18 protein-coding genes and 2 rRNA genes (1 of these 20 running past the window's edge) are annotated in these 23,703 nt (G+C 57.7%); 8 read left to right on the plus strand and 12 right to left on the minus strand.

Annotated features, from left to right (window positions below; translation table 11 throughout):
- Together ACA061_RS12175 and rrf are read left to right on the plus strand one after the other, a co-directional pair.
- Positions 1-2,200: ribosomal RNA gene (locus ACA061_RS12175) — 23S ribosomal RNA — on the plus strand (it extends 694 nt beyond the left edge of the window).
- Between the two features lie 157 nt (positions 2,201-2,357).
- Positions 2,358-2,473, plus strand: a 5S ribosomal RNA gene (rrf, locus tag ACA061_RS12180).
- 178 nt (positions 2,474-2,651) lie between these two features.
- Here rrf and ACA061_RS12185 read toward each other — a convergent pair.
- The gene (locus tag ACA061_RS12185; protein ID WP_210554604.1) at positions 2,652-3,266 is read right to left on the minus strand and encodes a TetR/AcrR family transcriptional regulator; all 615 of its coding nucleotides are present in this window, start codon (positions 3,264-3,266) and stop codon (positions 2,652-2,654) included.
- Between the two features lie 130 nt (positions 3,267-3,396).
- Here ACA061_RS12185 and ACA061_RS12190 point away from each other — a divergent pair, with 130 nt between their 5' ends.
- Positions 3,397-4,614 carry an MFS transporter gene (locus tag ACA061_RS12190; protein WP_210554605.1) on the plus strand — a complete coding sequence of 406 codons (1,218 nt, stop codon included), beginning with the start codon at positions 3,397-3,399 and terminating at the stop codon, positions 4,612-4,614.
- Positions 4,615-4,757: 143 nt separating this feature from the next.
- On the opposite strand, the gene ACA061_RS12195 is transcribed toward ACA061_RS12190, so the two are convergent.
- On the minus strand, positions 4,758-6,884 hold the full coding sequence (locus ACA061_RS12195; protein ID WP_497301693.1) for a TonB-dependent receptor family protein: 2,127 nt from the start codon (positions 6,882-6,884) through the stop codon (positions 4,758-4,760).
- Positions 6,885-7,054: 170 nt separating this feature from the next.
- Here ACA061_RS12195 and ppk2 point away from each other — a divergent pair, with 170 nt between their 5' ends.
- Positions 7,055-7,870: a polyphosphate kinase 2 gene (gene ppk2, locus ACA061_RS12200; protein ID WP_210554607.1), complete on the plus strand. Its 816-nt coding sequence runs from the start codon at positions 7,055-7,057 to the stop codon at positions 7,868-7,870.
- Positions 7,871-8,012: 142 nt separating this feature from the next.
- Entirely contained in the window at positions 8,013-8,228 is a 216-nt protein-coding gene (locus tag ACA061_RS12205) for a hypothetical protein (protein WP_150615838.1), read from the plus strand.
- A gap of 24 nt (positions 8,229-8,252) precedes the next feature.
- Here ACA061_RS12205 and ACA061_RS12210 read toward each other — a convergent pair whose 3' ends face one another.
- Positions 8,253-10,898 (minus strand): bifunctional diguanylate cyclase/phosphodiesterase, encoded by a 2,646-nt coding sequence (locus tag ACA061_RS12210; RefSeq protein WP_497301695.1) that lies wholly within the window; start codon positions 10,896-10,898, stop codon positions 8,253-8,255.
- 298 nt (positions 10,899-11,196) lie between these two features.
- Here ACA061_RS12210 and ACA061_RS12215 point away from each other — a divergent pair, with 298 nt between their 5' ends.
- On the plus strand, positions 11,197-13,392 hold the full coding sequence (locus ACA061_RS12215) for an OsmC domain/YcaO domain-containing protein (protein WP_497301696.1): 2,196 nt from the start codon (positions 11,197-11,199) through the stop codon (positions 13,390-13,392).
- Positions 13,393-13,450: 58 nt separating this feature from the next.
- Here the strand turns inward: ACA061_RS12215 and ACA061_RS12220 are convergent, their stop codons facing one another.
- From ACA061_RS12220 to ACA061_RS12230, 3 genes are read right to left on the minus strand one after another with little or no spacing between them, the layout of a single operon-like run.
- On the minus strand, positions 13,451-13,909 hold the full coding sequence (locus ACA061_RS12220; RefSeq protein WP_497301697.1) for a GNAT family N-acetyltransferase: 459 nt from the start codon (positions 13,907-13,909) through the stop codon (positions 13,451-13,453).
- A gap of 11 nt (positions 13,910-13,920) precedes the next feature.
- Entirely contained in the window at positions 13,921-14,415 is a 495-nt protein-coding gene (locus tag ACA061_RS12225) for a PaaI family thioesterase (protein WP_150615835.1), read from the minus strand.
- Between the two features lie 57 nt (positions 14,416-14,472).
- Entirely contained in the window at positions 14,473-14,721 is a 249-nt protein-coding gene (locus ACA061_RS12230) for a hypothetical protein (protein ID WP_150603264.1), read from the minus strand.
- A 170-nt stretch (positions 14,722-14,891) separates the two neighbouring features.
- Here ACA061_RS12230 and ACA061_RS12235 point away from each other — a divergent pair, with 170 nt between their 5' ends.
- On the plus strand, positions 14,892-15,530 hold the full coding sequence (locus tag ACA061_RS12235) for an ATPase (protein ID WP_497301700.1): 639 nt from the start codon (positions 14,892-14,894) through the stop codon (positions 15,528-15,530).
- Positions 15,531-15,609: 79 nt separating this feature from the next.
- Positions 15,610-15,951, plus strand: a complete 342-nt coding sequence (locus ACA061_RS12240) for a YajG family lipoprotein (RefSeq protein WP_150615833.1) — start codon at positions 15,610-15,612, stop codon at positions 15,949-15,951.
- A gap of 156 nt (positions 15,952-16,107) precedes the next feature.
- On the opposite strand, the gene ACA061_RS12245 is transcribed toward ACA061_RS12240, so the two are convergent.
- The 6 genes from ACA061_RS12245 to ACA061_RS12270 form a co-directional block, all read right to left on the minus strand.
- Positions 16,108-17,301 (minus strand): GAF domain-containing sensor histidine kinase, encoded by a 1,194-nt coding sequence (locus ACA061_RS12245; RefSeq protein WP_150615832.1) that lies wholly within the window; start codon positions 17,299-17,301, stop codon positions 16,108-16,110.
- A gap of 132 nt (positions 17,302-17,433) precedes the next feature.
- On the minus strand, positions 17,434-19,614 hold the full coding sequence (locus ACA061_RS12250) for a TonB-dependent siderophore receptor (RefSeq protein ID WP_497301701.1): 2,181 nt from the start codon (positions 19,612-19,614) through the stop codon (positions 17,434-17,436).
- A gap of 249 nt (positions 19,615-19,863) precedes the next feature.
- Entirely contained in the window at positions 19,864-20,703 is an 840-nt protein-coding gene (gene yghU / locus ACA061_RS12255) for a glutathione-dependent disulfide-bond oxidoreductase (protein WP_497301702.1), read from the minus strand.
- 60 nt (positions 20,704-20,763) lie between these two features.
- On the minus strand, positions 20,764-21,180 hold the full coding sequence (locus ACA061_RS12260) for a GFA family protein (RefSeq protein ID WP_210702041.1): 417 nt from the start codon (positions 21,178-21,180) through the stop codon (positions 20,764-20,766).
- Between the two features lie 341 nt (positions 21,181-21,521).
- The gene (locus tag ACA061_RS12265; RefSeq protein ID WP_497301703.1) at positions 21,522-22,571 is read right to left on the minus strand and encodes an alpha/beta hydrolase family protein; all 1,050 of its coding nucleotides are present in this window, start codon (positions 22,569-22,571) and stop codon (positions 21,522-21,524) included.
- A gap of 76 nt (positions 22,572-22,647) precedes the next feature.
- Positions 22,648-23,589 carry a LysR family transcriptional regulator gene (locus ACA061_RS12270; RefSeq protein WP_497301704.1) on the minus strand — a complete coding sequence of 314 codons (942 nt, stop codon included), beginning with the start codon at positions 23,587-23,589 and terminating at the stop codon, positions 22,648-22,650.
- Positions 23,590-23,703 lie beyond the last annotated feature (114 nt).

Genomic DNA, 23,703 nt, shown 5'->3' on the forward strand with positions numbered 1-23,703 from the left:
GAAGGTTGGGTAACACTAACTGGAGGACCGAACCGACTACCGTTGAAAAGTTAGCGGATGACCTGTGGATCGGAGTGAAAGGCTAATCAAGCTCGGAGATAGCTGGTTCTCCTCGAAAGCTATTTAGGTAGCGCCTCATGTATCACTGTAGGGGGTAGAGCACTGTTTCGGCTAGGGGGTCATCCCGACTTACCAAACCGATGCAAACTCCGAATACCTACAAGTGCCGAGCATGGGAGACACACGGCGGGTGCTAACGTCCGTCGTGAAAAGGGAAACAACCCAGACCGTCAGCTAAGGTCCCAAAGTTATGGTTAAGTGGGAAACGATGTGGGAAGGCTTAGACAGCTAGGAGGTTGGCTTAGAAGCAGCCACCCTTTAAAGAAAGCGTAATAGCTCACTAGTCGAGTCGGCCTGCGCGGAAGATGTAACGGGGCTCAAACCATACACCGAAGCTACGGGTATCATCTTAGGATGATGCGGTAGAGGAGCGTTCTGTAAGCCTGTGAAGGTGAGTTGAGAAGCTTGCTGGAGGTATCAGAAGTGCGAATGCTGACATGAGTAACGACAATGGGTGTGAAAAACACCCACGCCGAAAGACCAAGGTTTCCTGCGCAACGTTAATCGACGCAGGGTTAGTCGGTCCCTAAGGCGAGGCTGAAAAGCGTAGTCGATGGAAAACAGGTTAATATTCCTGTACTTCTGGTTATTGCGATGGAGGGACGGAGAAGGCTAGGCCAGCTTGGCGTTGGTTGTCCAAGTTTAAGGTGGTAGGCTGGAATCTTAGGTAAATCCGGGATTCTAAGGCCGAGAGCTGATGACGAGTCATCTTTTAGATGACGAAGTGGTTGATGCCATGCTTCCAAGAAAAGCTTCTAAGCTTCAGGTAACCAGGAACCGTACCCCAAACCGACACAGGTGGTTGGGTAGAGAATACCAAGGCGCTTGAGAGAACTCGGGTGAAGGAACTAGGCAAAATGGCACCGTAACTTCGGGAGAAGGTGCGCCGGTGAGGGTGAAGGACTTGCTCCGTAAGCTCATGCCGGTCGAAGATACCAGGCCGCTGCGACTGTTTATTAAAAACACAGCACTCTGCAAACACGAAAGTGGACGTATAGGGTGTGACGCCTGCCCGGTGCCGGAAGGTTAATTGATGGGGTTAGCTAACGCGAAGCTCTTGATCGAAGCCCCGGTAAACGGCGGCCGTAACTATAACGGTCCTAAGGTAGCGAAATTCCTTGTCGGGTAAGTTCCGACCTGCACGAATGGCGTAACGATGGCGGCGCTGTCTCCACCCGAGACTCAGTGAAATTGAAATCGCTGTGAAGATGCAGTGTATCCGCGGCTAGACGGAAAGACCCCGTGAACCTTTACTATAGCTTTGCACTGGACTTTGAATTTGCTTGTGTAGGATAGGTGGGAGGCTTTGAAGCGTGGACGCCAGTTCGCGTGGAGCCAACCTTGAAATACCACCCTGGCAACTTTGAGGTTCTAACTCAGGTCCGTTATCCGGATCGAGGACAGTGTATGGTGGGTAGTTTGACTGGGGCGGTCTCCTCCTAAAGAGTAACGGAGGAGTACGAAGGTGCGCTCAGACCGGTCGGAAATCGGTCGTAGAGTATAAAGGCAAAAGCGCGCTTGACTGCGAGACAGACACGTCGAGCAGGTACGAAAGTAGGTCTTAGTGATCCGGTGGTTCTGTATGGAAGGGCCATCGCTCAACGGATAAAAGGTACTCCGGGGATAACAGGCTGATACCGCCCAAGAGTTCATATCGACGGCGGTGTTTGGCACCTCGATGTCGGCTCATCACATCCTGGGGCTGAAGCCGGTCCCAAGGGTATGGCTGTTCGCCATTTAAAGTGGTACGCGAGCTGGGTTTAGAACGTCGTGAGACAGTTCGGTCCCTATCTGCCGTGGACGTTTGAGATTTGAGAGGGGCTGCTCCTAGTACGAGAGGACCGGAGTGGACGAACCTCTGGTGTTCCGGTTGTCACGCCAGTGGCATTGCCGGGTAGCTATGTTCGGGAAAGATAACCGCTGAAAGCATCTAAGCGGGAAACTTGCCTCAAGATGAGATCTCACTGGAACCTTGAGTTCCCTGAAGGGCCGTCGAAGACTACGACGTTGATAGGTTGGGTGTGTAAGCGCTGTGAGGCGTTGAGCTAACCAATACTAATTGCCCGTGAGGCTTGACCATATAACACCCAAGCAATTTGACTACTCGAAAGAGCATCAGATTGCGGTGTGTGAAGACGAAACGAACCGAAAGTTCGATGTTCACAAAACACCGAAAGCTATCACATACCCAATTTGCTGAAGCGAGGCCAACTGGTCACGACTCAGTACCCGAATTTCTTGACGACCATAGAGCGTTGGAACCACCTGATCCCATCCCGAACTCAGCAGTGAAACGATGCATCGCCGATGGTAGTGTGGGGTTTCCCCATGTGAGAGTAGGTCATCGTCAAGATTAAATTCCGAAACCCCAATTGCGAAAGCAGTTGGGGTTTTGTTTTGCCCGCAGGAAAGTTCTTACAGCATTTGTGGATATAGTCCGGTAGTCACCAAGAATCAATTCACACAGTCAATAATGACAGGCAGGGGGAAACCATCTTGCAGCTTTTCATTACGTGCCGCTCCGTCTCTGTTCAATCCCTGCCAGACATGTCCCACGTCATCAATACCTGAGTGATCGCCGCATCAATCACTTCAATCGAGGTGTCATCCCGAGCGAGGATGGAAATCCCCTGCAGGAAACTGTCAAAAACCGTCGCTAGGGCGGCTGCGACAGTACTGGCCGGTAACTCACCAGCACTCATTCCTCGGTTGACGCACGCCAGGATCCCCGCACGAGTCCTTGCACGTGACTGGGTGAGGGCTTCGACCACTCGGGCGTTTTCGGGGCTGGGTGCGCTCATTACGCCAAGGGTAACCATGCAACCCTTGGGGTGGCCATCCTCGCACTGCATGCGTGCCGACTGGCGCAGCGCGGTTTCGATGGCTTGGCGTGGTGGCAGTGTTTCGTCCCACAGGCATTGGGTAACTTGAGCGAAGGTCACCAGGTAACGCTGCACGCATTCATCAAACAGGGCTTCCTTTGAGCCGAACGCCGCGTAAAAGCTCGGCGCGGAAATTCCGCCGCCCAATTGTGCTTTCAGCAGGGCGAGGGAGGTGGAGTCATAGCCGTGTTGCCAGAACAATTGCATGGCTTGCTCGACGGCGTCGTCGCGGTCGAAATTGCGGGGGCGGCCCGTTCTTGCCATTTCAGAATTCCTCGGTGAGATGATTTAAATACTAGACGATACATAAATCGTTGACAACGAGTGGTCGCTGCCATCAGTATTTTATATCGATCGGTATTTATATCTGTAACCACCACTCAAGGAATTTCCCGTGACCCCCTCAATCACCTTATCGGCGACGCCGAAGAGCCTGCCAATTGGGGCGTTGCTGGCGTTGGCCATGACTGGCTTTATCTGCATCGTCACCGAAACCCTACCTGCCGGTTTGCTGCCGTTGATCAGCGAAGGCCTGGCGATCTCTCCGTCGATGGCCGGCCAGATGGTCACGGCCTATGCGTTGGGCTCGGTGCTGGCGGTCATCCCGATGACCATCGCGACCCGTGGCTGGCGCCGGCGTAACGTGCTGTTGCTGACTATCGTCGGTTTCTTGCTGTTCAATACCATTACGGCGCTGTCCTCTCACTACGGCGTGACGCTGGTGGCGCGCTTCTTCGCTGGCGTATCAGCCGGGTTGACGTGGAGCTTGTTGGCCGGTTACGCGCGCCGAATGGTCGAGCCCGATCAGCAGGGCAAGGCGTTGGCGCTGGCCATGGTCGGCACACCAATTGCGCTGTCGCTGGGTGTGCCACTCGGTACATGGCTGGGTGGTCTGGTGGGTTGGCGCACCGCGTTTGGCATCATGTCGGGCCTGACGGTGATTCTGATCGTTTGGGTATTGGTGAAAGTACCTGACTACCCACCACAGCCCGCGCACCAACGCATGTCGCTGCGCAGTGTGCTGACCACGCCGGGTGTGCGGCCGGTGCTGGCGGTGGTGATCAGCTGGATGCTCGCGCACAACATCCTCTACACCTACATCGCACCGTTCGTGGCGTCGGCGGGGTTGGAAAGTCGGGTGGATCTGGTGTTGCTGGTCTTCGGGATCGCTGCGCTGGTGGGGATCTGGTTGACGGCGAAATTGGTTGAGCCGCTGTTGCGAAAAACTACACTCGTCAGCCTCGCGGCATTTGCGGCGGTTTGCGTGGTGCTGGGTTTTTCAGGGCGTGTGCCGGAAGTAATCTATATCGCAGTAGCGGTGTGGGGATTGAGCTTTGGCGGCGCCGCGACGTTGCTGCAAACCGCGCTGGCTGATGCTGCCGGCGATGGCGCAGACGTGGCGTTGTCACTGAATGTGGTGGCATGGAATAGCGCAATTGCCGGCAGCGGCGTTGTCGGTGGGGTACTGCTGGATACATGGGGCGTTGCGTCTTTTCCGTGGGCGATGACGCTGCTGGTGGCTGTCGGGTTTGCCATTGTCTGGCGGGCGCGAGGGCATGGCTTCAAGTCGGGGCCGCGTGGACATGGACGGCCGGTGGTTGCCGGGCACTGAGCCCCGAAGCGCTACCTTTCGAACGTCCCTTGCGCCCGGCGAAGAGGGACGTCGTCAATGGCAAAGCTTTCTATTCTCAGTCTGAAATGGCTGATCGTTGGCCCGCAGAGATTGGCGGCGTATTTACCTAGCTCGTCGTGGCCTCAGAGCAAACTCCACGAAACCCCGACATAAACTCCCATCCCTTCACCCGGCGTCGACCGCGCCGCATCCAGCCCCTTGTCGTCATACCCCGGCGTGACCGTCGCCGCATAGTGTTTGTTGGTCAAATTGCGCATGTCCACCCAGGTCTGCCAGTCACCCTTCGGCGCGTTGTACCCCAGCGTCGCGCCGAACAGCGCGTACGGATCGGCGTAGTAACTATTGGCGTAATCCACTGCAACTTTCGACACCAGTTGGGTGTTCAAAGCGGCGAAGAAACCCTGCGGCCAGTCGTAGCGCAATTCACCCTGGTAATAATGCATCGGCAACCCCGGCAGGCGGTTATCACCGAAGCGATCATCATCACGGTAGTGGAAATCGCTGAAGGTGTATGCCTGACGCAAACTTAACTGCTGCCCGTCGGCGGAAGACCAGAGTTTGCTGTTCAGGCTGGCTTCGACACCCTGGTGCACGGTGGGGCTGGCGTTGAGCTCATACGGCGTGACCGCGGTGGCATCTGGCAGCACCGAAAGCAACTCGTGGCGCACTTGCGCGTAGTACCAGGCCAGGCTCCATTCGCCCACGGCGCTGTCGCCACGACCGCCGAGTTCGAGGGTGGTCGCGGTCTGGTTTTGTAGTTCGATCGGGTCTTTTTGCGTACCAGTCGCCGCGCCACTGTTGGCAGGGAAGCGCACGTTGGAGCTGTAGATCAGCGACCACGGGTGCGGCGCTTCGACCGAGCGGCTGAGGTTGCCGAACACTTGCAGAACCGGGGTCACCTGGTAGCGCAGACCGAGACGGGGCGCGTAGTCCCAGTCGTTCATGCTGGTTTTGCCTCCGCTCTGCGGATAGGTGACGGCACTTTCGCGGCGGGTGTAGATGGCGGCGAGGCCGGTTGTCAGCCACAGGTCATCGGCGATTTCCAAGTCGTTACCGAAATGCAAAACGGTGTCAGAGCCCTGATAGGTGAAGTTGCGCATGCGCGTGCCCGGTGCGTAGGCGGCGGTGTTGCCGGTGGGGATGCGCACAAACTCACTGGCGCCATCGTTGGGCAGATGTTTGGTCACACGCAGGCCCACATTGCTGCGGCTTTCCATGCCCCACAAAGTGTCGCGGCGCTTGTAGTCGAAGGTGCCGCTGACGTCCGTGTAGGCAACCTTCAGACGATTCGGACCTTCGCGCAGATCCATCGGGTAGTCGTGGTAAACAAGGCCGGTCTGGATGCTGGAATCGTCGTCGATATAGAAGGTGGTCTTGTTGCCGATGAAGGTGCTGCCCGGCTGCTTGCGGCTGTCATCGCGCGACACGTACGCCGGGTTGGCTGCCCGTGGGTCGTGTTCGATGGAGTGCTTGGTCACGCGTCCGGCGAGGTCGTTGTCAGTTTCGCGGTAGCGGATATAGAAGCGGGTTTCCAGGTTCGGGTTGAAGCGATAACCGAAGTTGGCAATCAGGCCTTTGCTTTCGCTGGCGGTGTGATCCTGATAGCCGTCGGCGTTCGCATCGGTCAACGACACGTAGTAATCGAAGTCGCCGAGTACTTGCCCGGAACTGACCTGACGCTGCTGATAACCGTGGCTGCCGGCGGCATAGCGGACTTGCAGTTTCGGCGCGTCGTAGCCGGTATGGCTGACGTAATCGATGGCGCCACCGAGGGCCAGCGAGCCGCGATCGAAGCCGTTGGCGCCGCGCAGCACTTCAACATGGTCGACCCACAATGGTTCGAGCAATTCGTAAGGCGTGCCGCCGGGGCCGGTCAGCGGCAAGCCGTCGAGCATTGTGTAAAGCCCAGAAGCATGAGCGCCTGGCGCACGATTGATGCCCGAGCCGCGAATCGAAATCTTCACACCTTCGTTACCCGCCGACTGCGCATAAACCCCCGGCTGATAGGCCAGCACATCCTGATTGCTCGCCACACGGCCCTGCAGCGGCTGGCGCATGTCGACCACGTTGGTGGCGCCGGGCACTTCGGCCAGGCGCACCTTGGCGTCGTCGACAGCCGCGTCGGTGCCGCTGCGATCCTCGGCGGAAATCAGCACCTGCCCCAACTCCATACCTTGAGCCTGGGCCATGGTCGGGCAAGCGAGGGCCAGCCCCAACAGCGCGGTGGGCAGGGAATTGGGCGAAGGCATCGAGAAAACTCCAGACAAGACAGGCACGGGCAATGAACAGTGCGACGTTAGAAAGAACGAAGGAAACACATCGCGATTTTGCTTATTGTCCGGGAATGGAAAACAACGCGCCATAAACTAATCTCACGAGTCTGGTTCACAGCAAATTCCCAATCAGTGAGGGCTCGACCATGGCAAAGGACAAGAAGAAAGCCGCAAAGACGCCTGAAACCCCCAGGTTGAAAAACAAGGATTACCTGGAGCAGTTACGCACGCTGCACGTCGAGCTGGTCAAATTGCAGGAGTGGGTTATCGCCAAGGGCGTGAAGGTTTGTATCGTCTTCGAGGGCCGCGATGGTGCGGGGAAGGGCGGGACAATCAAGGCGATCACCGAACGGGTCAGCCCACGGATCTTTCGCGTCGTGGCGCTGCCGGCGCCAACAGAACGCGAGAAAAGTCAGATGTACGTCCAGCGCTACCTGCCACATTTGCCAGCTGCGGGCGAAGTGGTGATCTTCGATCGCAGTTGGTACAACCGCGCGGGCGTCGAACGGGTGATGGGTTTCTGCACCGAAGAGCAAGCCAACAAGTTCCTCAGATCAACGCCGCTGGTCGAGCGCGCAATCGTCGAGTCTGGGGTGATCCTGATCAAATACTGGCTGGAGGTCAGCCCGCAGGAGCAGACACGTCGGCTGGAAGCGCGAATCAACGATGGCCGCAAAACCTGGAAGCTGACGGGGATGGATCTTAAGTCCTACAGCCGTTGGTATGACTACTCACGCGCGCGTGACGAGATGTTCAAGCATACCGACACCAACCACGCCCCTTGGCTGGTGGCCGATTCCAACGACAAACGCCGGGCGCGACTGAACATCATCACTGATCTGTTGAGCCGCATTCCCTATGAGGACGTCGCACACGAGCCGGTCACGCTGCCCAAGCGGCAGAAACCGGGCAAGTACCGTGAACCGGATTATCAGTACAGACGTGTTGCAGACAAGTTCTGACGGCTCGCTCTCGGCCCAAAACCTGTCACCGATTTGTGCCGGTATCGGAAGGCTCATGGGTCAGCCTTCCGCCCGTCGACTGCGCTGAACCACCGCGCCACCGCTTCTTTCTATTAGGGAAGTCCCCCATGAGTTAAACCCTATGTTCGATCAGCGCAAGAAAGAATTACTGGCGGCATGGCGCAAACTGGCGACCCAGTCGCAATCGCAGATGGATCCGGAGCAGCAGTACGACGAACTGCTCAAGGCGGCGGATGAAATGGAGGAGGCGGGGCTGATTACCAGCGCCGAATGGCGGCAGTTGGTTCGGGATGCGGGCAGTGTGTTCACCAGCGACACGAGTCACACGCGTAGCTGATCGCGCTCAAACGGTTGACCCGCCTTACAAACCTTCAAGATTCAGGCCGCTCCTGACGCGGCCTTTTTTCGCCTTCGGTTGCTCTGCCTGGCCACTTCTCGACGTTTGCAGCAGACGCATAAACTCGGTTTTGTCGATCGGACGACTCATGAAGTAACCCTGTACTTCATTGCATTGATCAGCCCCCAGAATGTCCAGTTGCTCCGCGGTTTCGACGCCTTCAGCAGTGACGGTCAGGCCCATGGCCTTGCCTAGGCCGATGATCGCCTGCACCACCGCCCGATCATTGGCACCACTGCTGATCGAGGCGATGAAGCGCTTGTCGATCTTGATGCCATCGAACGGATACGCGCGCAGGTAACCGAGCGATGAGTATCCGGTGCCGAAGTCGTCCATGTTCAGGCGCACGCCCAGCTCTTTAAGAGCGTTCATGGTGGTCAGCGCGCCGTCGGTATCGTTGAGCATGACGTTTTCGGTGATCTCAAGCTCCAGTCGACTGGCCGGGAAGCGAGTGTCGACAAGCACTTCGCGGACATCCTCGACCACGTCGGTCATGGCGAATTGCGCAGGCGACAGATTGACCGATAGCAAGATGTCTTCCGGCCACGTCAGCGCCGTTTCGCAAGCCTCACGCAACACCCAGCGCCCGAGCGGGACGATGAGGTCTGTCTGCTCCGCTAACGAAATAAACAGGTCGGGCCCAAGCAAACCCTTGGTCGGATGCTGCCAGCGCACCAGTGCTTCGACTGAAACGATCTGCTTTCCATCAACTTTGTAACGCGGCTGGTAGTGCAGGATAAACTCGTTGTGCTTGAGCGCATGGCGCAGGTCGTCTTCCATTTGCCGGCGTGTCTGGATCTGGTCGCTCATGTGCGCTTCGAAATAACACCAGGTGTTCTTGCCCTCGGATTTGGCCTGGTACAGCGCAATGTCGGCGTAGCGGATCAGCTCGCTGGGGATGTAGCCGTGGCGTCGGCTAAGGGCGATGCCGATGCTGGCGCCGATGTGCAGCGGGTGATGTTCGAAGATCACCGGTTGATGCAGGTTGCCGATCAGGCGGGTGCAGAACTTGTCGATTTCGTTAGGCGTGTCCATGCCATTGAGCACCACGACAAATTCGTCGCCGCCAAGCCTGGCGACGATGTCATCGTCGCGGGTGCATTCACGCAAACGGGCTGCGACTTCTTGCAGCACCGCATCGCCGGCAGGATGGCCGAGCGAATCATTGATCGGTTTGAAGTTGTCCAGATCGATCATCAGCAGCGACAGCGCCGGCGCGTGCTCCCTGAGCATCAGCGCTTCATCCAGATAGCGCGCGAGTTTGTTGCGATTGGGCAGCCCGGTTAGGGCATCGTGCATGGACAAGTGCTGGATTTGCGCATGGGCGGCGACCTCGTCGGTGATATCGCTGGCAGTGCCGCGATAACCGATGACGACATGTTTGTCGAAGATAGGGCGAGCCGAAAGACGGCAATGACGTTGCTGGCCGCAATGGTCACGGTAGGTGCAACGCAGGTCGCTGGCGTGACCTTCCTCGTTGAGTTTCTTCAGCCACAGTTCCAGCGGCGTGGTGTCGCAAAACAGCAGTTGACCGATGTCCTTGCCCTGCCAAAGGGTTTGCGGGTAACCGGTCACTTCGCTGAATCGCGCCGACAGATAGGTCAGCGACAGATGTCGGTCGACCTCCCAGATCCAGTCTGAAGCGGCTTCCGCCACCGCACGAAAACGTTCCTCACTGGCTTCCAGGCCAAGGTTGGCGGCTTCCAGTGCAAGGTTGGAGGACTGCATCACCGCAAAACTTTCGTCGACATACCGCGACGAACGCAAAGCGTGGCGGAAGAAGTAGGCAGTCAGTAGCATCAATACCACCATCGTCGCACCGAGGGTGGGCAGCAGTGACCACAATAACTGCTGACCCGGCCGCTCCAGATCGGCTACCAGGCTATAACCGGTGCTGTCCAGCGGCACTCGCGGGCGCGCCGGGTCAAGGGCTTCATCCAGGGCAAGGGTCAGGTTTTTCAAGCCGTAACCGCTGCCGATCTTGCGCAGTTTGGTCGGGGTGAGTTTGTCGACGAATACCAGCACAGAGGTTTCCTGCGCAGTCTTCTGCGGCCGCTCATCGTTAGGCAAAATAACCGCTGCCGACACCAGCGCCGGCCAGCCTTCGAACAGTGAGTAGCGGCTGACGGGTTGGGTCAAGTCGCTTTGGCCTTGCACCTGATCCAGCAGTGAAGTCACGCTGACCTCCACGAACGCCGCGATATCTGTATCGAGCATTTGTCCGCGAACCACGGCGTATTTGGTGCGCTCGCGATCCAGCACGAACACGCCGTCATAGCCGTCAGCGGTGAACAGCGTTTTACCCACGTTTTGCTCGGTATAGGCCCATTGGGTGTCGACCTGATCGCTCAGACGCTCATAGGCCGTGGTCCAGTAGGCGTAACTGGTGATGTAGTTTTTCGAGGCAGTGATCCGATTTTCGAGGGCGCGAACCGAGTAGAACTCGGTTTTGCGGACTTCTTCCTTATCCAGTCTGTTGGCGATGCCAAGCAACGCAACGGCAGCAGCAATCACTCCAGTGACAAATAGTGCACCCACGGCAACCGCCAGACGCCGGGTGACGATGCTCTGGCGGGGGGGAAGCGGCGCTGCGTAAGTGGAAATGTCCAATCGCTCGTCCTTGATCCGCTGTCTTCTGAATCTAGAACAGTGTCGCGGGTGCAATGTTCAGATTCTTCTTCAGGATCATGCTGATCGGAATCTGTAGAAGCGTAGTGAACACCGGGAGACTTTGCTTTTGCCAGTTTGCAACAAGTGACGACTGACCCGCCCAAGCCGCGCCGCAGAAGGCTTTGCGCGCCGAAGACGGCGTCGCCCCGGTCAGCGGCGAATCCCGAAAGCACAAGACTTCCCGCTCAAAAACCGGATAATGGCCGCCATTCGTTTAGCCGTATTCTGGTAATCCCGCATGGAAATCAAGGTCAACTTTCTCGACAACCTTCGACTTGAAGCCAAGTTCGACGACTTCACGGTGATCGCCGATCAGCCCATCCGCTACAAGGGCGATGGCTCGGCACCGGGGCCGTTCGACTACTTCCTGGCGTCGTCGGCCTTGTGTGCGGCTTACTTTGTGAAGTTGTACTGCGACACGCGCAATATCCCTACGGAAAACATTCGCCTGTCGCAAAACAACATTGTCGACCCGGAAAACCGCTACAACCAGATCTTCAAGATCCAGGTCGAATTGCCGGCCGACATATCTGAAAAGGATCGCTTGGGCATCCTGCGCTCGATCGACCGCTGCACGGTGAAGAAGGTCGTGCAGACCGGCCCGGAATTCATCATCGAAGAAGTCGAAAACCTCGACGCCGATGCCCAGGCCTTGCTGATGCCGCACTCGGGTTCGGAGGCGGGCACCTACATTGCCGGCAAGGACCTGCCGCTGGAGCAGACCATCGCCAACATGTCGGCAATCCTTGCCGACCTGGGCATGAAAATCGAAATCGCTTCGTGGCGCAATATCGTGCCCAATGTGTGGTCGTTGCATATCCGTGACGCGCACTCGCCGATGTGCTTCACCAACGGCAAGGGCGCGACCAAGGAGGGTGCACTGGCGTCTGCGCTGGGTGAATTCATCGAGCGGCTGAATTGCAACTTCTTCTACAACGATCAGTTCTGGGGCGAAGACATCGCCAGTGCAGAGTTTGTGCACTACCCGGACGAGCGCTGGTTCCAGCCTGGCCCAAAAGACGAATTGCCGAGCGAGATCCTCGACGAATACTGTCTTGAGATTTACAACCGCGATGGCGAGTTGCGTGGCTCGAACCTCTATGACACCAACTCCGGCAACACTCAGCGTGGCATCTGCTCGCTGCCGTTTGTGCGCCAGTCCGATAATGAAGCGGTGTACTTCCCGTCCAACCTGATCGAAAACCTGTTCCTCAGCAACGGCATGAGCGCCGGCAACACGTTGGCCGAAGCGCAGGTGCAGTGTCTGTCGGAAATCTTCGAGCGCGCGGTCAAACGCGAAATCCTCGAAGGTGAAATGGCGCTGCCGGATGTTCCGCAGGAAGTGCTGGAGAAATACCCGAGTATTCTCGCCGGCATCAAGGGCCTCGAAGAGCAAGGCTTCCCGGTGTTGGTCAAGGATGCGTCGCTGGGCGGTGAATTCCCGGTGATGTGCGTGACCCTGATGAACCCGCGCACGGGCGGCGTGTTTGCCTCATTTGGCGCGCACCCAAGCCTGGAAGTCGCGCTGGAGCGCAGCCTGACCGAGCTGTTGCAGGGCCGCAGCTTTGAAGGCCTGAACGATCTGCCGCAGCCGACCTTTTCGGGGCAGGCAGTGACCGAGCCGAACAACTTTGTCGAGCACTTCATCGACTCCAGCGGTGTGGTGTCGTGGCGCTTCTTCAGTGCCAAGGCTGATTTCGAGTTTGTCGAGTGGGACTTCTCCGGTCACGGCGAAAACTCCAATGCCGAAGAAGCCGCAACGTTGTTCGGCATCCTCGAAGACATGGGCAAAGAAGTCTACATGGCGGTCTACGAGCACATCGGCGCCAAGGCCTGCCGGATTCTGGTGCCGGGCTACTCGGAAATCTATCCGGTCGAAGACCTGATCTGGGACAACACCAACAAGGCCCTGCAATTTCGCGCCGACATCCTCAACCTGCACAGCCTGAGCAAAGTCGGCCTGCGTAACCTCGCGCAGGGTCTGGAAAAAAGCGAGCTGGACGATTACACCGACATCACCACCCTGATCGGCATCGAGTTCGACGACAACACGCCGTGGGGCAAGCTGACCATCCTTGAGCTGCGCCTGCTGATTTACCTCGCGCTGCAAAAGTTTGATCAGGCGAAAGACCTCGTCGAAGCCTTCCTGCAATACAACGACAACACCGTCGAACGCGGCTTGTTCTACCAAGCGGTGAACGTGGTACTGGAAATGGAGCTGGACGAAGATCTGGAACTGGCCGACTACGAAGCCAACTTCCGCCGCATGTTTGGCAACGAGCGCATGGACGCGGCCATTGGTTCGGTGAGCGGCAGCGTGCGTTTCTATGGTTTGACGCCGACGAGCATGAAGCTGGAAGGCCTTGATCGGCATTTGCGCTTGATCGAGAGCTATAAGAAGCTGCATTCGGCGCGGGCGAATGTGAAGGGTTGATCTTGAAATGCGCACCTGTGGCGAGTGAGTAAGCTTCCTTGCCACAGGTTTGCATGTCCTACACTTGGCTCAGCCATTTCTCCATGATGACCGTGCGCTCGGCGCCGTGAAACTCATCGCGGATTTTCTCGAAGCCCAGCGAGGCATAAAAACCTTCGGCGGTAATAGAGGAGGGCACGCGCAGGCGCTGTAAACCTTCGTTGATGGCCATTGACTCAAGCGTCTCCATCAGTTTTTTGCCGATTCCGGCGCCTTGATGGGGTGGATCAACGAATACGCTTCGAACCACATCCCGATCAAGACTGGCCGTTGCAACGATGTGCCGTTCAATGGTCGCTACGTACACCCGACGCTGAGTCAGCAAGTGCAGGATGGCTGCAGGGGAGAAGCCTTGCTCAACCAGGTCGATGATCTCTTGGGAGTAGTCCTGAGCATTGGATTCGCGCAGGGCCGCGATAATCACTCGGCTGATGGCAGGCGCATCATCGCGGGTTGCGGTTCGAATCAGTAGATCCATTGAGGCTGTCCTTAGCGCTTATGCGCAACATCCGCCAACTGCCCGGTATCGACTCGCACAAATACCGAATCACCCACCGCTGTCAGCACGTCGCCCGCAAACACCTCGCAAATCACCCGGGTTTTACGCCCGACCTCACCCTCGACTTTCGCCCGCAAGGTCAGCGCTACGCCCATCGGTGTCGGTTTGATGAACTTGATGCCGAGGTTGCCAGTGACGCAATCGATGCGGGGCAGGGTGCCGGCTTCGCGGTTTTCTGCGCGGTAGTGACAGGCCATCGCCGTCCAGTTGGAATGGCAGTCGACGAGCATCGCGATCAGTCCGCCGTAGACCAGATCCGGCCAGCCGCAGTATTTGGCATCCGGCAGATGCTCGGCGATGACGTGCACTCCGTCTTCATGCCAATGGCTCTTGATGTGCAGGCCGTGGGGGTTGCTGCCGCCGCAGCCGTAGCAAACGCCTTCGGGCGCGGCGCTGTCTTGCAGTGAGGTATCGAGGCTGGACATGGGTGTGGTCATTCTGAAGTAGTGAGCCCGGTCAGGCGAATGCGTCTGAATTCTCGGTCATTCTTCAGGCGTGATCCATGTGTCGACCACCCGTCGATCCAGCTCTTCCCAATACGCCATACCCAAAACCCGCGTGGTGTTCAGCCCGCGCAAATAGCCGCGCAACTGATTGGCGGTGTCCCGAATCAGCTGCCGGTCAGCGTCATCCTTGTTCAGCAGGACACTTTCGTACTGGACCAGGTATTCAGCCACGCGATCGCGATATTCGGACAGAACGGCGTCGCGGATCAGGTCAAATGTTCTCAAGGAGGATTCCTCATTCATCTTGTTCTAGTTGTGATCGAGTGTGTAATCAGTCTGCACATTGCGCAACTATCGGTAGAAGTAATAGTGACCATCAATAAACGCAAGTTCTGCTTTGCCGGCGATGGGCGGAAAATCGCCCCATCGAACACGCAGCTCAAGGAATTTGCGCGATGAACATTCTGACTCGACTGGCTCTGGCGGCCCTGCTGATGGGGGCTGTCGCTACACCGACATACGCCGACAATGCCCGGTCGTGTCATTTACAAACCATCACCGGCAGCAGCGCCACGTTGCAGCATTCGCAGACTGTTGGCGTGCTGTACAGCGAAAACACCCTGGACAACCTGCAATACCTTGAGCGTTATCACGACATGGCCATCAACGGCGCGAAAGATGCGCTCGACTCGCGGATTCGCGACGCTTTCGTCGCCAGTTCCGATCCGGAGCTGGCCATCGACTGGTTGATGAGTTCGTTACAACAGCAGTTCTTGTCCGTGACCGTCTACGACAGCCTCGACGCGTTGGTGCAGGCCCATCCCGATGTGGTGGTGAAACTCGACACGTTCAATCGTCTGCTGACCCAACGCAACGATCTGGTCGAAGCGCGTTTTACCGCGCGGTTCTACGACGCCGACCTGCAATACATCGGCAAGGCTGAAGGCGCTGTAGAAAAGCAGATGCCGTCGGTCTGGGTACATAACCTGGCGGCACCGCAAATCGCCGCGCAGATCGACAAGCAACGTGACTTGCAACTCAACGCATTGAAGCAGTTCGACAGCTCGCTAAAGGCGTTGGTCTCGGCAAGCTGAACATCGCAACCCCAATGGCAACGCCGTGAAGCTGAACCGTTGCCGGTTGAACCGAAACTTTATTTTCAGGATTACACCGATGCGTCCTCTATCTGTTTCTGCCATGGCTGTCGCTTCCGTGCTGCTGGCCGGCTGCGCCTCTGCACCGAACGACCCGACCCTGACTTTGCAGACCCGCAAGACGCCTGCGCAATACGCCGATTGCGTCGTGCCCAAGTTGCAGGGCATTGCGCTGAACCCGACCGTCTCGCAGACCCAGCGCAGTTACCGGATCGTGGTGCCGAGCAAGGTTTCGGCGGACAACGTGCTGGAAGCCTACAAGGCCGGCAGCGGCGGCAAGGTGTTCCTTTACGAGCGCCACCTGCTGGCCTCGAACTTCCTGCCATCAAGTTTTGAACGGGCAGCCCAGGACTGCATCTGACTGCGCCCGTTAACCGTATCTGACAGAGCTCCTTTGGTTGGCCGCAACCAACCAATTTTTTGCCCCGCCCCTTGATTGGGTTGCGGGGTTTTTTTGCTTGGATTTTGAGGGGGCGAGTCGCGTCGATTTTTTCCGGCATGTTCGGGGGCCACGGGCTCAAACCCATTTGAATTGCGCCGGGAACCTCGCGACAAAACAGGTTCCCGATTCGCGGTCTGAGGTGACGCTCAAGCTGCCGTTATGTGCCGTCGCAATCTGCGAAGCGATGTAAAGGCCCAGGCCCAGTCCTTCGCAGCGCTGCCCGGCTTCGGAGCGGGAGAAGGGCTCGAACAGCAGCGGCATCAACTGCGGCGCAATCGGTGTGCCCTGGTTGGTCAGCGAGATCACAATCTCGTCGTTTTCGGCCCAGGCGTTGAGGATGATCGGTTCACTGGTTGAACCATGGGTGACCGCATTGCCCAGCAGATTGGAGAGCATCTGGCTGATGCGCAACGCATCGCAATAAACACCTGTCGGCACATCCAGCGTATGAATGAACGTTGCCTGCGGATGGGACACCTGAATCTCTTCAAGCGTCATCCGCAGCGTGCGCTGCAAGTCGTCTACCAGTTTTCGCTGCACTGGAATGCCGCCGCCGAGGCGTCCGCGGGCAAAGTCGAGGATGTTTTCTATCAGCACACCCATGCGTACAGAACTGGTGCGGATCGCCGCGATGAAATTGAGCGAACGCTTGTCCTGGGTTTTGGTTTCGAGCAAATCGGCACTCATGCGAATGGCGCTCAGCGGTGTGCGCAGATCATGCCCCAGGACCGCGATGAACTGCTCGCGCAGCCGGCCCATCTCATTGGCACTGTCCAGTTCGGCTTTGGCGGCGTGCAGACGCGTTTGCGTGTCGAGGCTCATGGCGATCAGTTGCGCGAACAGCGTCAGCGTCTTGGCGATGGCCGGTTCGTCGAGATTGGCCGGGACGGAGTCGATCGCACACAGCGTGCCAAAAAAGTCTCCATTGGCTTTGACGATAGGAATGGAGATGTAGCTCTCCAGCCCATAGGTTCTCGGCGTGTGATGCACTGAAAAGAGCGGATGCAGGCTGGCATGGCCGAAGATGACAGGCTGTTTATGCTGGCGGATCTCGTGGCAAATGGTCGATTCGAGGACCAGTTCACCGCCGGGTTTGAGGCCGAAATCGATCGAGTCGTCGACCGCGCACGCCACCCAGTTTTTTTCGGTAACCCGGGCCACCGCCGCGAAACGCATGCCGGTGATGTGCTTGACCATGCTCAGGATGACAGGCACCGCATCAATGCTGCGGATGGCTTCAATGTCTGATGTGAACTCAGGGTTAGTCATGGCGGCGCTTCGAAATAATGTCGTCGAAAGACTATCTCTTATTGCCAGTCATGGCTAATTGGCCCGTCCGAAAAAAGGGCGCCATGGCTTGTCCAGGCGCCCTTGCGTGTGCCGAGGTGAGGGTTACACGACTCAGAACTTGTATTTGGCCGTCAGCATGTAGCTGCGCGGAGTGCCGTAGTTGTCGTTGGAACCCCAGGTGACGTTACTGCCGATGGCGGAGTAGTAAACGCGGTCGAAGATGTTGTTCGCGTTGACCTGCAGGTCGAGGTGTTTGCTGACTTCGTAACCGGCCATCAGGTCGGCGGTCGCGTAGCTGCCCTGTTCGAGACGATAGCTGCTGCCATTGGCGAGTGCGATGTCGTTATACATACGGCTCTGCCAGTAAACGCTGCCACCGACGCGGAGTTTTTCCAGTGGGCCTTGCAGGCGATACATCGTCGAGACCTTGAACAAGTGCTCAGGCGTGTCGCTGTCGAATTTCTGATTGTTGTTGGCCGGGTTTTCGTCCTTGATGTAATGCGCGCGGGTGTAAGTGTAGCCAGCGCCGAGCTGCCAGTTTTCGGTCAGCGCGCCTTGCAGCTCCATGTCGATGCCTTGGCTGCGCACTTTGCCGGACGCGTTGTAGCAGGTCATCACCGGGCAACCCAACTGGTTGTCCGCTGTGGTCGAGCGGCCGGTCTGGTCCATCTGAAACACGGCCAGGCTGGCGTTGAGTGCACCGTTGAAATATTCACCCTTGATGCCGACCTCGTAGTTCTCGCCGACGATGGGCTCCAGCACTTTGCCGGAGAGGTCTTTGCTGGTTTGTGGGGTGAAGATGTCGGTGTAGCTGGCATAAACGGAATGGTGGTCATCAAGCTTGTAGATCAGACCGGCATAACGCGTCAGGTTGCGGGTGATTTTATAGTCGCCGTCGGTGGTGCGGTCATCGTAGTCATACCAGTCCAGACGGCTGCCGAGGATCAGCGTCAGCGGATCAGCGAGGCTCAAACGGGTGGTCAGGTAAACCGCATCCTGAGTGGTGACGCTGCGCGTCTTGCCATCACGCACGAAGTTGGGCTTGGGTGCACCGATCGGCCAGGCCGTGGTGTAGGGATCATATTCCTTGGTAGTCGCATCGTAGACGCGATTGCTGGCGCCGACGACCAGCTCGTGGGTGCGGCCGAAGGCCTCGAACGGGCCGCTGGCAAAGCCGTCGAAAGCGTGCTGCTTGTCGGTATGGTGCGATTGATAGGCCGTGGTTTCCAGCGGGCCGGCGTAACGCGACAGGTACGAACCAGAGAATTCGCCGTTCAGCGTTGAGGAGGAGCCGGCTACATGCAGTTTCCAGTCGTTGTCGAAGCGATGCTCGATGTCACCGAAAACGGTGTCGATCTGCAGTTTCTTGTTTTCCCAATCCGTGCCCGGGTAGGTGGAGCGGGGCAGGTCGAGGTGGTGGCCGTTGGTGCCGATCGGCAAGCCGCCCCAGAAATAGTTGGTCTGCTCATTTTGCCGAGAGAAGCCCAGCGTCGCCGTCGTGGCGTCGCTGAGGTCGGCTTCACCGATGGCGTAGAACAGACCGTGATCATTTTGCTCTTTGTCGCGGAAACTGTCGGCGCCCTGATAGGAACCCACTACGCGGCCACGCAATGTGCCGCTTTCGTTGAGCGCGCCGGAGGCGTCGATCTCGCCGCGGTAATCATCCCAACTGCCGGCTGCACCGGTGAGCGTCACTTGCGGGGTTGCCGTCGGGCGTTTGCGCACCATGTTGATCGCTGCCGAAGGGTTGCCGGCACCGGTCACCAGGCCGGTCGCACCACGCACGATTTCAACCCGGTCGAACATCGCCAGGTTCGGCTGCACTGCCATCGTGTACGGCTGGTAAGAGCTGGGCAGGCCGTCGTACATGATGTTGTCGATGTCGAAACCGCGGGCGCTGTAATTTTGCCGACCCGGGCCGCTGGATTGATTGAGGAACAACCCCGGCGTGCCCCGCACCACATCGTTGATGCTGGTCATGCCCTGATCATCCATGCGCTGGCGGGTGATGACGGTCACCGCCTGCGGCGTTTCGCGCATGGTCAGCGACAGTTTGGTCGCGGTCTGCATCGGGCCTGTGGTGTAGGACTCTGAACCTTCCGTTGTGCTGCTCATCTGCGTGGCGCCGATTTCGGTCGCACCCAGCTCCAGTGTGGCGGGCGCCGCGGTGTTTTCTGGCGTAGAAGGTGTCGCTTCAGCGGCCAGCGCTGGCGCGACGCCGGCCATGCAAATGGCCATTGCCAACAAGTTAGGCGAAAGGTTCGAACGGCGATAACGGGTATGAAACGACATCAATCTGCTTCCCCAAGGATACTAAAACGAATCTGATGCATATGCGTGTAGGAATTATTCGCATTAGTCTGTCAGATTGATCCCCTCGGAGAAAGCCGTACGAGTCAGTTAGTTAACAAATTTTTCACATCTGGCTTATGACTAAACAGTCACCGCCGGGGAGTGGATGAAGGTTGGGATTGAAAAAAACGGCCGATCAATTTGATTTGATCGGCCGTTTTTAAACCAGAGGAGGGCGTTGCGCGAGTATCAGCTCAAATCTGTGGCCTGATGCCGCTCGGGTACCTGGCTCGCCTCATCACCCCAAGTGCGGTTGACGCGCTGTCCACGGATGACGGCTGGTCGCTTGGCTATGTCTTCCGCCCAGCGCTGCACGTGGGTGTATTCATGGGCCGCGAGAAACTCCGCCGCCGAATAGACATTGTTGCGCACCAGTTGGCCGTACCACGGCCAGACTGCGATGTCGGCGATGGTGTAGCTGTCGCCAGCCAGGTACGGGCTTTCGGCCAGGCGCCGATCAAGCACATCCAGTTGCCGCTTGGCTTCCATAGTGAAGCGATTGATCGGGTACTCCAGTTTCTCCGGCGCATAGGCATAGAAATGTCCGAACCCGCCGCCCAAGTAAGGCGCCGAGCCCATCTGCCAGAACAGCCAGTTCAGGGTTTCGGTGCGTCCAGCCGGGTCTTCAGGCAGGAAGGCGCCGAACTTTTCCGCCAGATACAGCAGGATCGAGCCCGACTCGAACACGCGAATCGGTGGCTCGACACTGCGGTCGAGCAGCGCAGGAATTTTCGAGTTGGGATTGATCTCGACAAATCCGCTGGAGAACTGATCGCCCTCGCCAATGCGGATCAGCCACGCATCGTACTCGGCGGCGCTGTGGCCCAGCGCCAGCAACTCCTCGAGCAGGATGGTCACCTTGACTCCATTGGGCGTGGCCAGCGAGTAGAGCTGCAGCGGATGCGTGCCAACCGGCAGCGTTTTCTCGTGCGTCGGCCCGGCAATCGGACGATTGATGCTGGCAAACTGGCCGCCGGACGCTGCTTCGTTTTTCCAGACTTTGGGCGGAACGTAGACTGTGTTGCTCATGAAACAGACCTCATCGTGGCTGGCTGAGAATAGAGGGACACCGTAGAGAAAGATGCTGTTTCATTCAATGCTTGAGGATTGGCGCTGTGGCCAGTGATCCTGAATGTCATACCAGGATGCTTTGGACAATACCTCGACATGCTTCTGTTTATCACTGGTGAAAGGCGTATCCAGCGTCCCCAGCGCTATCGAAATCCAGTCGGCGAATTCGCCCTGGCGGCGTGACCAGAACAACGAAGAGCCGCAGTGAAAGCAGAATTGGCGCAGTACTGATTCCGAAGAACGGTAGGCCTTGATGTCGTCGGCGCCTTGCAGCAATTGCAGATCCGCACTCGGCACGCTGCCAGGTCTTTCGTCTTGGGGCCAGCTAGTGGCTTTTACTTTCAGGGGATAGAATCCCGGCCTTTCACCCACATGGATGCTGGCGTTGTCGACTGACACTGCCAGGCGATTGGATTTTAAGGATAAAGCCTGCAATGCGACGTCAGTTCCACCTCAAAAAAATTTCATTTGTCGCCGTTATCGCACTGACGCTCTCTGGCTGTGTCGGGGTTTCCGTTTCAACGCGTAAACCGGGATATCAATACGAACAAGCCGACAGTGGCGAGACCCACCGAGAATGGTGTGGTGTCACGCTTTGGGCAGTTATTGTGCCTATCCCCTTGAAGTTGCCCGTCTGCAAGATGCGTAGTGGAGAGACCTTCGTAACGCCCATGTACGCCTGCGGGCCCCTGATGATCTTGGGACCTATCGTCCATGGTTATCAGGGAAATGCCCTATGTGGTGTGTTTCCGAATTGATGATGAATGTTTGCTCGATCAATTAGGTGTTTCTTGACTCACCTGCAGAAACTCGCTGATCAGCGTAATAACCTGCTGTTGGATCACCTCACGCGTACGTCCACCCTCGCCATCGGTGCAGATGATGCCATCACCGGGCACGTCCTCTTCGAGCATGGCCATCGCCCCCGGTTTGCACAGCGACAGAAAGCTGAAATGACTGGCATCGCCAATTTCAACGTACTGGCTCGACGTTTTCGGCAGACGCTTGGCCAGGTCGGCGGACTCCAACTCAGCCGGCAGATCTTCAGACGGCACGCCTGCTGCGATCACCAAGACCGGTACTGGCAGCGCTGCGAGGCTGGCATCCGTGAAGCCGCGTGACAAGCCCAGGTCCAATGCCACCACGGCAGTGACGCGCTTGTCGCGTAAATCGGCGGCAAGTCGGGCTTTTGATGCCGGGTTGCTTGCGGGATTCATTGTTTGGTAAACGCCGCAACTGGCTAACTTCTGATGAGCGCTGCACTCGCGGGCAAATCGGTCCGGGTCGAAACGCGCGCCGGCGATTTCCATTGCTGTCCAGCCGCCAAGTGAATGACCGACAACGGCAATACGCCGCGTCGCGACAGCGCCAGATTTTCCCGGCTGAGCCGTCACCGCATCGATGGCCCGGCCAATGTCCGCCGGACGCTGCCATAACTGCGCCGCCGCTTGCGGGCTACGGTCATGGGTGGTGCTGCCGGGATGATTGACCGCCGCGACGATGTAACCCTGATGCGCCAGCGCGCTGGCCAGCCATGCCTGGTTAGTCCAATTGCCGCGATACCCGTGGGAAAGCACCACCAATGGGTGTTCGCCTTCAGCCGGTGGTGCGTTTTCGACAGACATAACACCGACAAAAGCCGGATTGTCGGCGATCAACTTGGGGGCAGTGGTGGTTGCACGGGCGGGGTACCAAACGACCATCTCCAGCGGACGCTCATTGTTCGCGTCCGGCAGTGTAGAGCGCTGGAAACCGATAGGTGTGTCATCAGCGAATGCTTGGGTGGTGAGGCAGAGCAGGAGCAGGGCGCAGAAAGCATTTTTCATTGTTTTTATCTTCCATGATGAGCCTCGACTGGCGATGTGGACTTTGCCTGAGTCCGCATGTTTCAGCGAGTATCTTTTAGCGCCCCGATGACACCTGTTCCATCGGCCAGCGCAGCTTCAAATGTTCGATTAAATAGTCCATGAAGGCTTTGACCTTCGGCGTCATCGCCGCGCGTTCCTGCACGCAGGCGTAAATCTCCATGGGTTCGACAACGGCATGTTCTGCGCCGTGACGGGTTTCGAACAGCGGCAGCAGTTGACCGCTGGCGATGTAAGGCGCCGCCACGAACTCCGCCAGACGCGTAATGCCGGCGCCGCTGATTGCCATCTGCGCCAGTGCGTCGATGTCGTCGCTGATTGCTGTGGCATTGATGTTTGCCTCGTAACGCTGGCCGTCGCGTAGAAAACTCCAGCGCAGAAATCGCCCATCAAGAGGATAACGAAACGCCAGACATGCATGGTTTTGCAGGTCGTGGGGGGATTGCGGCTCGCCTGCGCGTTCGAGATAGGCGGGAGCGGCGCACAGGATGAAGGGCAGCGAAACGATCTTGCGCGCGACAATGCTTTCTTCCAGTTGCGGCTTGATCCGCAGGCTCAGATCGATGCCGTCCTGGATATGGTTGATCTTGCCGTCGGTGGTCGACAGCTCAAGCAGCAGGCGCGGATGTTGTGCGGCGAAACCGGCGATCAGTGGTGCGAGCACATGCCGGCCGAATGCACAGGTAGAAGCGATGCTCAGTCGCCCCTGCAATTGGGTTTCTTCATTACTGATTGAGCTTTGCGCCGACTCCAGATCCGCCGCGATGCGTTTGACCTTTTCGTAGTACACCGCGCCGTTTTCAGTCAGCGCCATGCTCCGCGTCGTGCGTTGCAGCAAGCGCACGCCGAGATGCGCCTCCAGGCGATTGATCGTCTGGCTCACCGCCGCTGCACTGACGCCCAGGATTTTGGCAGCACCGACAATGGAGCCCGATTCGACCACTTTGATAAAACTGGCAATCGCCGCTAACAGATTCATCCATGGCCTGCCGGGAGAGGATTCGTAAGTAATGCTTTATAAAGTACCTGTGGTTGGCCGTCTAGTTGAGGGCAAAGGGCTTTGCTAAGGTGCCCGCTCCCTGTCAATGGATGC

Source organism: Pseudomonas sp. LBUM1668 (assembly GCF_059695715.1).

What these genes read in the sequence shown, in the direction of transcription:
- ACA061_RS12220 (WP_497301697.1), bottom strand. Translation starts at nt 13,909, where the DNA reads ATGGATCTACTGATTCGAACCGCAACCCGCGATGATGCGCCTGCCATC.
- ACA061_RS12215 (WP_497301696.1), top strand. Translation starts at nt 11,197, where the DNA reads ATGGAAATCAAGGTCAACTTTCTCGACAACCTTCGACTTGAAGCCAAG.
- ppk2 (WP_210554607.1), top strand. Translation starts at nt 7,055, where the DNA reads ATGGCAAAGGACAAGAAGAAAGCCGCAAAGACGCCTGAAACCCCCAGG.
- ACA061_RS12270 (WP_497301704.1), bottom strand. Translation starts at nt 23,589, where the DNA reads ATGAATCTGTTAGCGGCGATTGCCAGTTTTATCAAAGTGGTCGAATCG.
- ACA061_RS12185 (WP_210554604.1), bottom strand. Translation starts at nt 3,266, where the DNA reads ATGGCAAGAACGGGCCGCCCCCGCAATTTCGACCGCGACGACGCCGTC.
- ACA061_RS12205 (WP_150615838.1), top strand. Translation starts at nt 8,013, where the DNA reads ATGTTCGATCAGCGCAAGAAAGAATTACTGGCGGCATGGCGCAAACTG.
- yghU (WP_497301702.1), bottom strand. Translation starts at nt 20,703, where the DNA reads ATGAGCAACACAGTCTACGTTCCGCCCAAAGTCTGGAAAAACGAAGCA.
- ACA061_RS12235 (WP_497301700.1), top strand. Translation starts at nt 14,892, where the DNA reads ATGAACATTCTGACTCGACTGGCTCTGGCGGCCCTGCTGATGGGGGCT.
- ACA061_RS12250 (WP_497301701.1), bottom strand. Translation starts at nt 19,614, where the DNA reads ATGTCGTTTCATACCCGTTATCGCCGTTCGAACCTTTCGCCTAACTTG.
- ACA061_RS12225 (WP_150615835.1), bottom strand. Translation starts at nt 14,415, where the DNA reads ATGTCCAGCCTCGATACCTCACTGCAAGACAGCGCCGCGCCCGAAGGC.
- ACA061_RS12195 (WP_497301693.1), bottom strand. Translation starts at nt 6,884, where the DNA reads ATGCCTTCGCCCAATTCCCTGCCCACCGCGCTGTTGGGGCTGGCCCTC.
- ACA061_RS12240 (WP_150615833.1), top strand. Translation starts at nt 15,610, where the DNA reads ATGCGTCCTCTATCTGTTTCTGCCATGGCTGTCGCTTCCGTGCTGCTG.
- ACA061_RS12265 (WP_497301703.1), bottom strand. Translation starts at nt 22,571, where the DNA reads ATGAAAAATGCTTTCTGCGCCCTGCTCCTGCTCTGCCTCACCACCCAA.
- ACA061_RS12245 (WP_150615832.1), bottom strand. Translation starts at nt 17,301, where the DNA reads ATGACTAACCCTGAGTTCACATCAGACATTGAAGCCATCCGCAGCATT.